Origin of the sequence: Floridaenema flaviceps BLCC-F50, assembly GCF_041929275.2 — a bacterium.
Classification (GTDB): domain Bacteria; phylum Cyanobacteriota; class Cyanobacteriia; order Cyanobacteriales; family Aerosakkonemataceae; genus Floridanema; species Floridanema flaviceps.
The window spans coordinates 145,849-160,391 of sequence record NZ_JBHFNR020000003.1 but is presented as its reverse complement, the minus strand read 5'-3'; the positions used below and the strand labels follow the sequence as shown (position 1 = coordinate 160,391).

At 43.8% G+C, this 14,543-nt stretch carries 16 protein-coding genes and 1 pseudogene; 6 read left to right on the top strand and 11 right to left on the bottom strand.

Annotated features, from left to right (window positions below; genetic code table 11):
- Nucleotides 1-62: 62 nt before the first annotated feature.
- Together dps and ACE1CI_RS29835 are read right to left on the bottom strand one after the other, a co-directional pair.
- Nucleotides 63-566, bottom strand: coding sequence for a DNA starvation/stationary phase protection protein Dps (gene dps / locus ACE1CI_RS29840; protein ID WP_413266670.1), 504 nt, complete (start codon nt 564-566; stop codon nt 63-65).
- Between the two features lie 119 nt (nt 567-685).
- On the bottom strand, nt 686-1,591 hold the full coding sequence (locus ACE1CI_RS29835; RefSeq protein ID WP_413266671.1) for a LysR family transcriptional regulator: 906 nt from the start codon (nt 1,589-1,591) through the stop codon (nt 686-688).
- A 146-nt stretch (nt 1,592-1,737) separates the two neighbouring features.
- On the opposite strand from ACE1CI_RS29835, the gene ACE1CI_RS29830 reads away from it, so the two are divergent.
- Both ACE1CI_RS29830 and ACE1CI_RS29825 read left to right on the top strand, forming a co-directional pair.
- Entirely contained in the window at nt 1,738-2,454 is a 717-nt protein-coding gene (locus ACE1CI_RS29830) for a type 1 glutamine amidotransferase domain-containing protein (RefSeq protein WP_413266672.1), read from the top strand.
- 93 nt (nt 2,455-2,547) lie between these two features.
- Nucleotides 2,548-2,655 (top strand): NAD(P)-binding domain-containing protein, encoded by a 108-nt coding sequence (locus ACE1CI_RS29825; RefSeq protein WP_413266673.1) that lies wholly within the window; start codon nt 2,548-2,550, stop codon nt 2,653-2,655.
- Nucleotides 2,656-2,726: 71 nt separating this feature from the next.
- Here ACE1CI_RS29825 and ACE1CI_RS29820 read toward each other — a convergent pair whose 3' ends face one another.
- Complete coding sequence (locus ACE1CI_RS29820; RefSeq protein WP_413266678.1) at nt 2,727-3,740, bottom strand: type I glyceraldehyde-3-phosphate dehydrogenase; 1,014 nt, start codon at nt 3,738-3,740, stop codon at nt 2,727-2,729.
- A gap of 243 nt (nt 3,741-3,983) precedes the next feature.
- Nucleotides 3,984-4,595, bottom strand: a pseudogene (gene nadD / locus ACE1CI_RS29815) (nicotinate (nicotinamide) nucleotide adenylyltransferase); the annotation flags it as partial.
- Nucleotides 4,596-4,947: 352 nt separating this feature from the next.
- Between nadD and murC the strand changes: the two are divergent.
- From murC to ACE1CI_RS29800, 3 genes are all read left to right on the top strand, one after another.
- On the top strand, nt 4,948-6,477 hold the full coding sequence (gene murC, locus ACE1CI_RS29810) for a UDP-N-acetylmuramate--L-alanine ligase (RefSeq protein ID WP_413266675.1): 1,530 nt from the start codon (nt 4,948-4,950) through the stop codon (nt 6,475-6,477).
- A gap of 133 nt (nt 6,478-6,610) precedes the next feature.
- Nucleotides 6,611-7,528 (top strand): UDP-N-acetylmuramate dehydrogenase, encoded by a 918-nt coding sequence (gene murB, locus ACE1CI_RS29805; RefSeq protein WP_413266676.1) that lies wholly within the window; start codon nt 6,611-6,613, stop codon nt 7,526-7,528.
- Nucleotides 7,529-7,747: 219 nt separating this feature from the next.
- Nucleotides 7,748-8,098, top strand: coding sequence for a YbaB/EbfC family nucleoid-associated protein (locus ACE1CI_RS29800; protein WP_413266677.1), 351 nt, complete (start codon nt 7,748-7,750; stop codon nt 8,096-8,098).
- 184 nt (nt 8,099-8,282) lie between these two features.
- Here the strand turns inward: ACE1CI_RS29800 and ACE1CI_RS29795 are convergent, their stop codons facing one another.
- Nucleotides 8,283-8,813 (bottom strand): orange carotenoid protein N-terminal domain-containing protein, encoded by a 531-nt coding sequence (locus ACE1CI_RS29795; RefSeq protein WP_413261960.1) that lies wholly within the window; start codon nt 8,811-8,813, stop codon nt 8,283-8,285.
- A 219-nt stretch (nt 8,814-9,032) separates the two neighbouring features.
- Between ACE1CI_RS29795 and ACE1CI_RS29790 the strand changes: the two genes are divergently transcribed.
- Entirely contained in the window at nt 9,033-9,404 is a 372-nt protein-coding gene (locus ACE1CI_RS29790) for a hypothetical protein (protein ID WP_413261959.1), read from the top strand.
- 151 nt (nt 9,405-9,555) lie between these two features.
- On the opposite strand, the gene crtB is transcribed toward ACE1CI_RS29790, so the two are convergent.
- From crtB to ACE1CI_RS29760, 6 genes are all read right to left on the bottom strand, one after another.
- Nucleotides 9,556-10,485, bottom strand: a complete 930-nt coding sequence (gene crtB / locus ACE1CI_RS29785; protein ID WP_413261958.1) for a 15-cis-phytoene synthase CrtB — start codon at nt 10,483-10,485, stop codon at nt 9,556-9,558.
- Nucleotides 10,469-11,911, bottom strand: a complete 1,443-nt coding sequence (gene pds, locus ACE1CI_RS29780) for a 15-cis-phytoene desaturase (RefSeq protein ID WP_413261957.1) — start codon at nt 11,909-11,911, stop codon at nt 10,469-10,471. Before pds ends, crtB begins: the two co-directional genes overlap by 17 nt.
- A 155-nt stretch (nt 11,912-12,066) precedes the next feature.
- Complete coding sequence (locus tag ACE1CI_RS29775; protein ID WP_413261961.1) at nt 12,067-12,492, bottom strand: DUF29 family protein; 426 nt, start codon at nt 12,490-12,492, stop codon at nt 12,067-12,069.
- A 59-nt stretch (nt 12,493-12,551) separates the two neighbouring features.
- Nucleotides 12,552-12,893 carry a DUF5615 family PIN-like protein gene (locus ACE1CI_RS29770; protein WP_413261956.1) on the bottom strand — a complete coding sequence of 114 codons (342 nt, stop codon included), beginning with the start codon at nt 12,891-12,893 and terminating at the stop codon, nt 12,552-12,554.
- A 3-nt stretch (nt 12,894-12,896) separates the two neighbouring features.
- Complete coding sequence (locus ACE1CI_RS29765; protein ID WP_413261955.1) at nt 12,897-13,223, bottom strand: DUF433 domain-containing protein; 327 nt, start codon at nt 13,221-13,223, stop codon at nt 12,897-12,899.
- Nucleotides 13,224-13,412: 189 nt separating this feature from the next.
- A complete protein-coding gene (locus ACE1CI_RS29760; RefSeq protein ID WP_459563993.1) occupies nt 13,413-14,339 on the bottom strand; it encodes a DUF4351 domain-containing protein in 927 nt (308 codons plus the stop codon).
- Nucleotides 14,340-14,543 lie beyond the last annotated feature (204 nt).

The window sequence follows — 14,543 nt, the reverse complement described above, 5'->3', positions numbered from 1 at the left end:
AAATATAACCTTTATCTTTCTTGCCTTCTGCCTTGGAGCCTTCTGCCTTGGAGCCTTTCTTACTAAGCTTGTAAATGTGCTTCTAAGAACCACAGGCGCTTATCGATCGCACGGGAAACTTCCGTGTAAAGATCGGCAGTATCAGCATCACCTAAACTGTCAGTTTTATCGATCGCATCCCGAAGCAACTTAGCATAAGGAGCATAGCGTTCTGCCAAAGCTGTAACATGAGATTTGCCATCTAAAATATCTATGGGATATTCTGGCAAACTAGAACGTTCCGCAGCAATCCGCGCAGTACCCAGAGCTACACCGCCTAAAGCCGTGATCCGTTCCGCGATCAAATCGATAAACTCTTCTAACTCAGTTGCCATTTCATCGAACAACTCATGCAACTGGTAGAAATCCATCCCTTTAACATTCCAGTGTGCTTGCTTCACTTGAGTTTTGAGATCCAAAGTAGAAGCAAGACTTGAGTTGAGTATTTCCGCAATTTGCGATCGCACTTCCGCAGGAATGTCAATGCGAGTCGGATGAAGGCGCGAAGCATCTGTATGGTGACTCATGAGTTTAGCTCGTAAATTTTGACTTAAACTGAGACTGTAAGCAGGGTCTTATTGAATTAGACTCAGCATTTATGAAGAATATTTTAATTTTACTCACAATTCGATCGATCAACTAGCTTTTAAACAGCCAAAGCGATTTCTTTAATTGTGGCTCTTAGCCAAATGTGTGTCGCTACTTTAAGAGTACTGCGGTGCGATCGCATATACACAGAAAAGCCTTTAAGCGGCAGTGGACAAGGAAAGCTTTTTAAATTTTGGGCATCGGCAAATTCCTTTGCCACTCGTTGTGCTAAAGTTGCCACTAAGTTTGTCCGAGCTAGAATGAACGGCGCAACCAAAAAATGAGGAATAGAAATAGTAATTCGTCGCTTCCATCCCTGTTCTGCTAAAAGCTCATCTACACGACCCACCATATCCTCTTTAATCGACACTAACAAATGGGAAACTGCAAGATAGTCTTCTAAAGAAAGAGAATCGCCTATTAGCGGATGATCGCGCCGACACAAGCAAACGAACTTTTCTTCAAACAGAAATTCTTCCTCATGCCACGCCACTTGTTCTGGGAATAAACCACAAATTAGATCCGCTTGTCCGCTATCCAACAACGCCAAGAGGTGTTGACGATCGCCCGATCGAATTTGAATTTTGATCTGGGGAGCAGTTTTTTCCAAGGTTTCCAGCAACCGAGGCAAAAGCACAAATTCCATGTAATCAGTCATGCCAATGGTGAAGACGCGATCGCTACTTTTAGGATCGAAATTCTGTCCTAGCGATAAGGCAGTTTGAATTTGTCTTAAAGCGGGTTGAATTTGTTGCGCTAGCGCGATCGCTACCGGAGTAGGTTGTAATCCCCCTCTACTTCTGACAAACAATTCATCATGCGTTAAATTCCGCAATCTTGCCAGAGCATTGCTAGTTGCAGGTTGACTTAAGCCAATTCGTTCCCCAGCACGGGTGACATGGCGTTCCATCATCAGTGCATCAAAAACCACCAGCAAGTTGAGATCGATCCCCGTAAGATTCATTTGATGAATGATACTTATACAAAATATCCATTGGACAAATGAATCATACCCGATCCAGACTGAGAATGTAGTTGAATCTAGATCCCCGACTTCTTCAAGAAGTCGGGGATCTAAGCCGAGAAATGAGGAAAGAGGAAAAATATTTAATGAGTAAGCGTATTCTGATGATTGTTGCCAATCCTTCCATCTCCACAACTTTGGGAACTCCGGTAGGCTTTTGGGCATCTGAATTGATTCATCCCTACGATGTATTTAGCTCATCGGGCTGTCAGGTAACGATCGCCAGTCCCCAAGGCGGCAAAGTTGAATTTGATAGTTTGAGCGATCCCCGCGATGCCTTTGGCTACTCCAAAGATGATTCTCTTTCTTTGGAGTACATTAATAAACCAGAATTCATGGAATTGCTGGAAAATACGCCTGCGATCGCAGACTTGGATTTGAATACATTTGATGCGATCGTCGTTTGTGGCGGGCAATCTCCCATGTTCACATTCCGGCAAGACCATGACCTCATTGAAATGTTCGCCAACTTTTACCAAGCAGGTAAACCTACAGCAGCGCTTTGTCACGGAACTTGTGTACTGCTCGAAACCAAGTTAGCCACAGGTGGCTATCTGATTCAAGGTAAAACGATCACAGGTTTTGCAAATAGTGAAGAAGACTATGCCGATCATGTCGTAGGGCAGAAAGTAATGCCCTTCCGAATCGAGGATGAAGCGAAACAACTGGGCGCAAACTTTGTCACCAAAGAGCCTTTTTCACCCCACGCCGTTCGGGATGGCAATTTAATTACCGGACAGCAACAAAATTCTGGCTCGGAAACCGCAAAACTGGTGTTGGAAGCATTGGGAATGAATCCGTAAAACCGGATTATCCCATAAAAAAATAATGATACAGATCTCTCTCCCCATCTCCCCATTACGTGAGATCGATCGGTCTATCTCAGGAGCAACAACATGAAAATAGCTTTCATCGGTGTGGGAAATGTCGGTACCGCATTAGCAGATCGTTTACAAAAACTTGGTCAAAAATTAAGTAGGGAGGACTTTGCCTTCCCTACTTGAGAAACTTTCACATCTTAGATTTGAGAAATCGATATTAATTCCATCGAAAATCCCAAATCTAAAATCGAAAATTACTTAACCCACTTTTTACCAACCAATTCTGCCAAATCGACAACTCGTTGAGAATAACCCCATTCGTTGTCATACCAAGCAACCACTTTCACCATGTTGCCACCCATAACCATAGTTAGGCTAGCATCAACGATCGAAGAAGCATCATGACCGCGATAGTCAGAAGACACCAACTCCAAATCGCTATATTCGAGAATACCCTTCAATGGCCCTTCTGCTGCTTCTTTGAGAGTTTCGTTAACCTTTTCTGCAAAAGTTTCCTTCTCTACGATTACCACCAAGTCCACTACAGAAACGTTGGGAGTAGGAACCCGCAAAGCGATACCATTAAGTTTACCCTTCAATTCTGGTAATACTAAAGCCACAGCCTTAGCAGCACCAGTAGAGGTAGGTACAATATTCATTGCTGCTGCTCTTGCCCGACGCACATCCCGGTGAGAAGCATCCAAAAGACGTTGATCCCCGGTGTAGCTGTGGGTAGTGGTCATTGTACCCTTGATAATCCCGAAATTCTCATGAATTACCTTAGCCACTGGAGACAAGCAGTTAGTGGTACAGCTAGCGTTGCTGATGATTACGTGCTTATCATGGTCATAATCATGATCGTTTACGCCAACAACAAAAGTACCATCATCATTTTTGCCTGGGGCGGTAATCAGAACCTTTTTCGCACCAGCATTTAAATGTTTAGATGCTCCCTCTTTGCTGGTGAATACGCCAGTAGATTCAATGATTAGATCGATTTCCCAGTCTTTCCAGGGCAAGTTTTCTGGATTACGATCGGAAACACATTTAATCGTCTTGCCATTAAGAATTATCGAATTATCATCGGCACTGACATCCGCAGCAAACGTTCCTAGCATCGTGTCATATTTCAGCAGGTGTGCGTTTGTTTTCGGATCGGAGGTGTCATTAATTGCGACTACCTCAAAACTACTATTTTCTCTTCCTGCCCAGCAACGCAAGAAATTACGTCCGATGCGTCCAAAACCGTTGATCGCTACTCTTATCACTGCGTCTTGCCCTCTGTCTACTGTAATGATAAAACCCAAGTATTGAACCACATCATATCGCAAAGGGTGTACCAAATAGAATGCTCTTCAACTATTTGGGATCAGAGGAAATCTCATTTAAAAGATGATCTCGGATTTGTAGTGGAAAACTCTGGTGCAAGGGGACTAGGGACTGGGTACGTTCGGCTGAGCGTTCGACTGAGCGTTCACGCCGAAGTCGCTCACGTCGAAGCCTGGGGATTGGTAAAGTTGCTGATTGAGAATGTAAGTTCTGACTGCTTCGGGAACTAAGTAACGGATGGAGCGGTTTTGCTGGCAGTACTGGCGAATTAAACTAGATGAGATAGCTACAGGTGGCACTGACAAAACTTGCCAGCAAATGGGTATAGATTGAGTGGCTAGTTGCTCGACTACGGTTTTACACAGTAATTCTAGTTCGATGTTGCTGCCTTCGGGACGAGGTGCAACTAACCAATCACATTCAGGGATCAATTCCTGACGACGATACCAGCGTGGTAAAGTGGCAAAAGCATCTTGACCAACGATCCAATGCCAGTGAGTTTGGGGATAAACTGCTTGCAGGTGAGTTAGGGTTTCAATGGCGTAAGAATGTCCGGGGGATTTGGTTGTTATGTCCGGGAGGATAAAGGCTGGGCGATCGGCGATCGCCAATTGCACCATTTCCCAACGATACTGAAAATTTAATTGGGTAGAAAGTTGTTTGTGGGGGGGAGAGCGATCGACCACCCAGATTACTCGATCTAATCCCAACCGATCGAGAGCAGTTTGGGCAATCAACAGATGTCCCCAGTGAATCGGATCGAAGGTACCCCCGAAAATAGCTACTTTTTGCATACCCAAACATTACTTTTCCATCAAAAAAGGGAACAGGGAATAGGGAACTCCTCAACAGTTTTCCCGATTAAGAACTTCCATAAGGCAGTTAAAGACCTCTTTTTGGCTGGCACTAGCTTAAATTTCCTGAATTACAAAGATAAATAGCTTATAGCTACACAACAGATGACAAACATTCCGTAATCTTATAGTTATAAATCATCGTAATATCTAAAAAGCTCAGTTTAGGAAAAATTGTGCAATCTTAGCTTATAAGATCCTGCTTTAATCGGTATCGGGAAAAAATATTTCCTGCTATGATAACGCCTGTTATCTGTGGTGTGTGGTTTTATGTGGTGTGTAAGGAGCTTATATGCTAACTTCAGTAGATTTTAGCGGCAGACCATTTCATTTCATCGGCATCGGTGGAATTGGTATGTCGGCACTCGCTTATGTGATCGCCAAACGCAAATTACCCGTGTCTGGCTCAGATATTCGTTCTAGTCATATTACCGAGCGTTTACAAGCGATAGGCGCTCATATATTTGCCGAACAACAAGCAAGTAATTTAGAATTTTTCAGTTCTAGCCATAACTCAGGTTGTCTAGGTGCCACAAATCTTCAAATTGGGGAATCAGCAAACAACGGCACAGCTTACTTGGCAGTAGCACGAAAAGAGCCAGTTTTACCGCAAGTTGTCTGTTCTACTGCGATTAATCCCGCCAATACTGAATATCGAGCCGCATTAGATTTGGGTTGTCCCATTCTTCATCGCTCCGATTTATTGGCAGCTTTAATTCAGGATTATCACAGTATCGCAGTAGCCGGGACTCATGGTAAAACCACTACTAGCAGTATGGTGGGATATTTATTGCTAGAAGCTGGTTTAGACCCAACTATTGTCGTTGGGGGAGAGGTGACAGCTTGGGGAGGTAATGCACGATTAGGTAAAGGCAAATATTTAGTTGCGGAAGCCGATGAATCAGATGGTTCTTTGGTGAAACTCTCCTCAGAAATTGGCATGATCACCAATATTGAATTAGATCATCCCGATCACTATGAAAACTTAGCCGAGGTGATCGACACTTTTCAAGTATTTGCTCGGCGCTGTCAAACTACGATCGGCTGCATAGATTGCACAACCGTAAAAGAACACATCAAACCTGCAATTAGCTATAGCTTACAACCAGAAATAGGCGCAGATTACACCGTTGATTGTGTAGTTTACCGAGCCGAGGGAACAACCGCGAGGGTTTGGGAACGAGGTAATATCCTGGGACAGTTGAACTTGCAGTTGTTAGGAAAGCATAATCTTAGCAATGCTTTAGCGGTAGTGGCATTAGGTCGTTATCTGGGTTTGGAATTTAAGGTGATAGCTGATGCGATCGCCACATTTTCAGGAGCCAGTCGCCGCTTTGAAAAACGTGGTGAAGTCAACGGCATTCGCTTTATTGATGACTACGCTCATCACCCCAGCGAAATCAACGCTACCCTTGCAGCAGCAAGGATTCAAGCTAATGGATTAGATTTTCCCCAAAACCGAGTTGTAGCGATCTTTCAACCTCACCGTTACAGTCGCACCCAAACCTTCCTAGAAGAATTTGGTCAATGTTTCTCTAGTGCTGACTTGGTAGTTGTAACCGATATTTACAGTGCTGGAGAAGCGAAATTAAATGATATTAGCGGTGAAAAAGTAGCCGCAGAAATTGCGACTCACCATCCCCAGGTAGTCTACCAACCTTCCTTAAAGGCAGTTTCTCGCTTTCTGATGGAAAATCTTCAACCAGGCGATCTAGCAATCTTTTTAGGTGCAGGAAACCTGAATCAAATTATTCCCGAAGTAGTGGCTTTTTACGAACAAACTGCTCAAGGAATGCCTCAAGAATATCGCCTGAGAGCCTAAGCTTGAGCCACAAAAATTTTCAGCAAGCCTTCCGGTATACAAGCTTATGTGAGGAGCTATGACTGTCTCAAAAGACCTCGTTAACGGCCTAAATGTCGCCAGATTCCAGGGTCAGCGGCACAAAACAGATAATATGAAAACAGAAAAAATTTGTTTGCCTGGTACGGAGTGTTTAGTAAAGTCTCAGGTTTCTTTGGCTAGCTTTACTTCATTCCGGGTAGGTGGACCTGCCGAATGGTTGGTTGCGCCGAAGCATTTAAATGAATTAGAAGCTAGCTTTGAATGGGCATTAAATCACGATTTACCAATTACTCTTTTAGGAGCAGGCTCGAATTTACTGATTAGCGATCGCGGTTTATCCGGTCTAGTTATCTGCACTCGCCACCTGCGCTACACTTACTTTGACCAAGAAACCGGACAAGTAACAGCAGCCGCAGGTGAACCCTTAGTCCGTCTAGCTTGGAGAGCCGCCGAATTGGGCTGGTCAGGACTAGAATGGGCTGTAGGCATCCCAGGTTCAGTCGGTGGTTCTGTAGTCATGAACGCAGGCGCTCACACTGGTTGCATGGCAGATATCTTGGTTAATGCTCATGTACTCTCCCCCAACGGCTCTCTAGAAATTATTACCCCAGAAAAATTAGGATACAACTACCGCACCTCCCGATTACAAGGGGACAAACGCTTGGTAACTCAAGCCACCTTCCAATTGAAACCCGGTGCCAATCCAGCTACAGTAATTGCTACCACTGCTCAACACCTGAAACAGCGTCATACAACCCAACCCTATAACAAACCTAGCTGCGGTAGCGTGTTCCGCAATCCCAACCCTCATAAAGCTGGTTGGTTGATCGAACAAACTGGCTTGAAAGGTTATCGGATTGGTGGTGCCACAGTCGCCGAACGTCATGCTAACTTTATCCTTAACTGCGGTGGAGCGACAGCAAACGATATTTTCCAATTGATTCACTATGTACAACAGCAAGTAGAGCGTCATTGGTCTTTATCGTTGCAACCAGAAGTGAAAATCTTAGGTGAGTTTCAGCCTATTTAGACTTCTAGCTTTACTGAAAGGTTCAATTTTGAGGCAGGAAATTTTGGTGAGTGAAGACAACAGGGAAGAAGAGGTAGGGGGGTGGGGTGGTGGGGTGGTGGGGGAAGTTGAAGAAGTAGTTAGTAAATTATTTTCCCCCCATCTGCTCTTAAAACTTTCCTCGTCCGATGTTCCTAGCCTGTGCCAGAATGGGTTACGTATAAACAGACAAATAAGGTTATGTCACAGCAAAAGGGATTTGGCTTCGGCTTAGGCAAAATGAAGGAATTAGCCGACGCTTTTAAGAAAGCTCAGCAGGTTCAAGAAGGCGCTAAAAGGCTGCAAGAAGAATTAGAGGTAATGGAGATTGAGGGACAATCTGACGATGGTTTAGTCAAGGTTGTTCTCAATGGTAATCAGGAACCACAGCGGGTGGAAATTGCACCTGAAGCTGTGGCGCAAGGTGCAGAAGCTCTGTCTGCGATCGTTACTTCCGCAATGAAAAATGCTTACAACAAATCAACCGCTACCATGCGCGAACGCATGGAAGAGTTGACTAGTGGACTCGATCTTCCTGGAATGGGAATGTAGGTAACTCTCGGAGCAGGGGGACAAGGGGACAAGGGGACAAGGGGACAAGGGGACAAGGGGACAAGGGGACAAGGGGACAAGGGGACAAGGGGACAAGGGGAAGTTTATTAGCTTAAAACTGTCTCCCCAACTCAAAACTCAAACCTTCCCCAGTCCCCAGTCCTCAGTCCCTAGTCCCCAATCTTTAGAGGCTAGGAGTTTTGCCTGTTTCCGCTTGGCTGGGAATGGGTTGAATGTCAGTGTAGCCCATTTCTTCGGCGACTGTCCGTAAAACGGAAATTTGCCCTTCAAAATCCAGTTTTTCGATTTGTCCTAAAGCGTCATTTATCGGTTGAGTTGCTTGGTAATCACCAGGCATATCTACCACTGTGTCGCCCATTGCTTGCGCCCAAGCAAACCAAACCATCAGCTGATTGTTTTGTTTCAGGGTACCGTAAGCACGGGAATATTCTGTGTCCTCACGATTCACAATTTCGCGCATAATTGCTAATTGGCGATCGTTATCTAATTCATAGTAATCGCCTAAAAGTTTGGGCGCTAATTGTGGATCGGTTGCGGTTGGGGCTGCTGGGGTAATTGAGTCGCCCATTTTCTTGTATACATAATAGAGTAGGGCTAACTTTTCGTCTGTGTTTAGCGCGTTAAAAGCATCGACAACTTTTAGAGATTCTTCTGATAGCGCTTGAGACTTGATGGTGTTTTGACTTAAAACCATAGATTTCCTTCCCATAAATTTGAGTAGTTCAAATTCAAGGAATAACAGGGTTGATGGCATAAAATCCCCTGGCTATAGATAGAGTTTTAGACATAGTTAGAGAGCGAATAATTTTCTCTCAAAAGGTGGATTTGGGATCTATCGGAAGGGAGTCAGAATAACAAGGATAGCTCCTTTATGCTTGGTGTGGAAGTCTAGAAAACAGGAAACGCAAAGATTATGTCTGAAAAAGTGAATCCTCAACCGAACCAAGCGCCTACTCAGGATGCTCAATTAGCTGCGGAAAATATGGCGAGTGGGAATGAGCCAATGCCTGCTGTAGATTTGGATGCTGACTATGAAGCATCGAAGGCTTTTAGTGTTAGTGAAATCGATCGCACTGGCGAAGGTGCTCAAGCAGCAGCAAAGGCGACAGCACCTAATTTGGAAGTACCAAAACCCGAAGAAACAACATTTCAAGCTGAAGCTACAGGCAACCCAGATGATTATTTAGATATGGCTAGAGACGTTAATCCTGCGGCTGAAAGTGTGGGAAATGTCGATGATGAATTAGTAGAAAAAGCTTTGAAAAAAGGCGAAGCTGCTAAATAATCAATATTGTTTGTTGTAGCGACTTTAGTCGTACATTTCTTAGATAAAAGCACTAAAGTGCTTACAACAGACATTCTAGTTATTTGTGTATTTGTGTCGATAGGAATATTAAAGATAAGCTCAACCAAATTAACTGGTTGAGCATTGACTTTTAGAGGACTTTTGAGCGTATCCCGGCGATCGGCAAACATAGCAGCTTGGTTGGATTAGAAACATAAGCTCTTTGCCGGAAAACATCGTAGTTATTCCGTTCGATCGCATTTAAAATTCTTTGGTACAGCATCAAAGCTGCCCAAATGGGCCAACGGGAATCAGCACTGAGGGCGCGAATGCCCTTTTCTGCTAATACGAAATACTTGCGTGCCCGTTGAATTTGGAAACGCATTAATTCTCGCCAACGATCGTCAACTACGCCATTCAATAAATCAGCTTCCGTGTAATTAAACAAAGCTAATTCTTCTAAGGGTAGGTAGATGCGTCCGCGACGGGCATCTTCTCCCACATCGCGGAGAATGTTAGTTAATTGGTTGGCTATTCCTAATGCGATCGCTTCTTCTGTAGGAATATAAACTTCTCGATCTTGATTCCAAGGGGCAGTGTAAATAGTCCGATCGACACCGATGACAGCAGTAGACATTAACCCAACTGTACCAGCGACCCGATAACAGTAGAGATTGAGTTCTTCAAAAGTCTCATATCGATTGCGATATAAGTCCATTCGTTGACCTGCAATCATATCCCGAAATGGTTGAATGTCCATCGGGTAACGTTGCAGGGTATCAACTAAAGCGACATCTTGATCGTCTTGGGGAACGCCAGCAAAAACTGATTCTAGCTGTTGTTCCCAGCGATCGAGAGTTTCGTCGGTGGTGTTGACTGATTGGGGGCCATCTACGAGTTCATCTGTACGACGGCACCAAGCATAGATAGCCCAAATTGCCCGACGCTTGGCCTCCGGCATTAGTAATGCGCCTAAATAAAAGGTCTTGGCGTATTTAGCTGTTATTTGACGACAGAGTTCGTAGGATTGCTCCAAAGAGGCCAGCGTTCTCATGCGAGGGTAATTAGACAGTTGCAGCATTGGTCGCAGGCTGGGAGGTGATTGGGGTTTTGTTTACCTTTTTTGCTGTTTGCGGGTGTGCTTCAGCGATCGCCTGCGCTGTCAGCTTACCAGAAAGTACGGCACCTTCCATACTGCCTAAATAACGTTGCATGGTATAACTACCTGCAAGATAAAAATTATTAATAGGTGTAGTTTGGGAAGGACGGTACTGTTGACGACCTGGAATTGCCTTGTAGACTGAGCGCGGCGTTTTTACGATGTGATATTTCAGTAATTTGGCTGGCTTATCACTGTCAAAGTGGTGGGGGAAGAGTTTTTTCAACTCTGTCATTGTTGCGGCTACGATGTCTTCTTCAGAGCGATCGATCCAATCTTTTGCGGGTGCTAAAACTAGTTCTAGCATCGAGCGATCGGGATTGGCGTATTCCCGGCAGGTGTTACTCATGTCGGCATAGACGCTGAGTAAGTCGGAACGGGAGAATAGCAGTTGGTCGATGTCTGTGAGTTTGCGATCGAACCACAAATGTAGATTAATCACAGGCACACCTTCCAAACCTTCCAGCTTTTGGAAAAATTCCATTTGCTGCCAAGGTTTAGGCAACAGCACTTTCACCACATCCACAGACATCGCGGAAACGTAAACATCTGCCGTCAAAATCTCATCGGGTGCGCCGTTGAGTCCCCGAATTACAAAATGTTTAACTGTGCCATCTTCGTTCAGGACAATTTCCTTAAGCGGCGAGTTAATCCGAATTTCGCCCCCACGTTGGGTAATATAGTCCGCTAAAGGCTGACACATCCGTTCGGTAGGAGAACCATCCAAAAAGGCGATTTTCGAGCCGTAGCGCTCTTGCAGGAAGCGATTAAGCGCAGTTAAAGGAATGGTAGCGGAAACTTCATCGGGATTAATGAAGGTGAGAGCTTTGGAAGCGGCGATAAAGATATCGGTGTTTACTTTTTCATCAACACCTTGTCTTCTCAGCCATTCCAAAAGCGAGTATTTGTCCATTTCCTCGACGTACTTTTGTCCCCGAACTACTGCCGGAAGTAGTCCGATGGCAAAGCGGATTTTCTGCTCCCAAGTGAGCATATCGTTGTTCCGCAGAATGGACAAAATTACGTTTATCGGTGCGGGGATATCTGGGACATCAAAACGGGAATATGTTCCAGGTTTTTCTGGTTGATTGAAAATTAGTGTATGTTCTTTCCACTGGAGCCGATCTTCGATGTCCAATTCCTTGAACAGTTGAAGCATATTGGGATAGGCTCCGAAGAAAGCGTGCAATCCAGTTTCGTACCAGTCGCCATCTTTGTCTTTCCATGCAGCCACTAATCCTCCTAGTACGTCTCGGCTTTCTAGGACGATCGGGGTGTGACCGACATCTGTGAGATATTTAGCGCAGGAAAGTCCTGCTAGACCTGCTCCAGCGATCGCAACTCGCATTCGTATGGTATTACCCTTAATCTTGCTTGCGTCTTTATCGGTCTCATTATACTTTACAGTCCGTTACATTTTGCAAGAAATGTGGCGATCGGGGATTGGGGACTGGGGATTAGGGACTGGGAATTGTTTATTTTTTTCTCTCTGGGACAGAGTAACTATTTTTCAATTATTAAATCTATTGCTTTTTGAATTATTTCTTTTTGATTAACTAATTTGCCTAATTCTTCTGTTTGATATTGACCTTCAAAAGCTTCTAAAGCAGCTTTTTCCAAAGCTAAATCGTAAGCTTCTTGTAAAGTTTCTCTTAATTCATCTTCAGTTAGGTAAGTTCCTTTAGCTTTTTGGCGACGATTGGTGCGTTGAATTTGCGTAACTGAATTGCGAATTGAGAAATTCCAAGACCTTGTAGTGCGATTTTCTGCCGCTTGTTTAATCAAGTGTAATAATAAAATGATGCCATAACTAAATATTTTGTTTAATTTATCAGATTTGCTCATTTCTTCGAGTTCTTCTACGATTAACAAAGCTTCTGCTATATTGCCTTGGTGTAGTAGTTCTTTTAGAGTGATTAGTTCTTCCATTAGCTTGATTACTCCAGTAGTAATGGGAGTTAGAAAAAGATTTTGATATTGCATAATTTTCATCTAGACGGACGAACAACTCGAATTAATTTACCTCTCAAGTCTTCTTCCCTAGAAATCGCTTCGTTAATGCGAGTTGCCATTCTTTCCCGATCGCGATCGTCTGTGCAAGCAATTATGCCAAAATGTTCAGGTTGAAAGCGATGAAGTCGGAAGAAATCTTCTCTATTTAAAGTCAAAACTGCGCGTTCCTCACTTACAGCAAATGCCAAAACTTCTTCATCGGGAATCTTCAGATTTGCCTTTCCTGCTTCCTGTACTGTAAGAACGTCGTGACCTAAATCTCTGAGTAATTCTACCACTCGCTTCGGGAATTGTTCGTCTGCATAAAAACTTGCCATCGGTTAATCTTCCTCATTTTTGCGGATGGCTATTTCAATTTCTTCAGGAAATGCTTCTGCATAAGCCCAAGCATTTGTTAAGTCAGCAGCAGATATTGTTGGATAGTCATATAAAAGTTCTGCTTCAGTTATACCTATGCGACGTGCATTTACAAGTATCCAAACTGGAATGCGAGTTCCGGCGATACAAGCTTCACCACCACACACTCCAGGAGTTTTTTCTACACCTTGCCAAGTGTTACTTAAACTTTGGGCTAATAGTTGAATTGCTTGGGCTTTTTCGGCGGGTGTTAATGCAAGGAGTTTTGGTTCTAATTCTTTGAGTGACATAGATACGAATTGTTTTAGAAATTAGGGAGTATTTGTCGATTATTTTAGATGGTTGGGGAGGGCGATAACTGGTGGTAGTACAGGATTGGCGATCGCATTTCCCAAATCCCCAAAAATTACAACGACTAAAACACTGATTTGTAGAAAAAAAATCAGGGTGGATATTGCCCACCCTAAATCAATTTTCGATTACGGCGTTACCTCCCTATTAAACCAATCAACCAAATCACCAACCTCCGAAAAATCTAATAACGCCTCACCTAAATCTTCCAATTTTTCAGTCGATAAACTGCGAATTTTTTCCTCTAAATCAGGAGCAATTTCGCCAAGACGACGGTTAAGCAGGCGCAGAACAAAGGATGCTTCTCGTTGTCGTCCTTGTTCTAGTCCTTGCTCTATTCCTCGTAGTTCCCAACTGGTAACAATCTCCATAACTACCTCCCTTGCAGATGGTTCAATTGTATTAATTTCAGCTTGGAGAAGTCGTTCCTCTTCAGCTGTTAGACGTAGATAAGTGTCAATAAACCCGGAAATCAGCTTCATTCGTGCTTTATCTAACCGTAAGGTAGCCATCAAGCACAAACATTCAAATTTCACGCGCCGACGATCTTTTGGCGCTATTTTCATTTTTGCCATTAACGCACTAGCTACCGGATTTTGGTAACGCAGAAAATCTCGCCAGTTGAGGCGATTTAGCTGAATTACTCGATAATTAAATTCCAGTACCCGGAAGTCGGGGAAATCAACTGAGTGAAAAGTTGTTTCTGGGCGTTGTGGTACGTCGTAGGAAAATAGGGCAATGGGATAAACTGGCAAAGCGTGTTTTTCGTACAATCGAGCAAAGTAGCGAAACATTCTTTTACTGAAGTCGCCTCTTGCTTCTGATTGGTGTTCGGTATGAATCAGGAAAAATGATTCTTCACCTCGAAACCTTACTTTTGCCACTAAGTCGGCTTCGTATTGTTCGCCAGCGGTAACATCGGTGAAAATCTCCTTATCCAGAAAAGTCAGCGAGTCACGTTCCAGATATGCTGCAACATCGGGAAAAAATAATTCGATGAACTGGAAAAAGAAGGTTGTTAGTAGTTCTTTGAATAAACGGTCATGATCGATCATCGCTAAGATGCCACACCTAGATGTGAAAATCATATAGCGATCGCCAAAGTGTAATACTGAGATCTTGCACCACTGCCAAAATCCGCCTGCCTTATCAATTCGCTTTTCTTATAGCCCAAGTCCATTAAAATGGATTGAAAGCTTTTGAGTCCTAAGTATTTAGTGGGATGGTGCGTTACGTTAGCACTAACGCACCCTACAAAT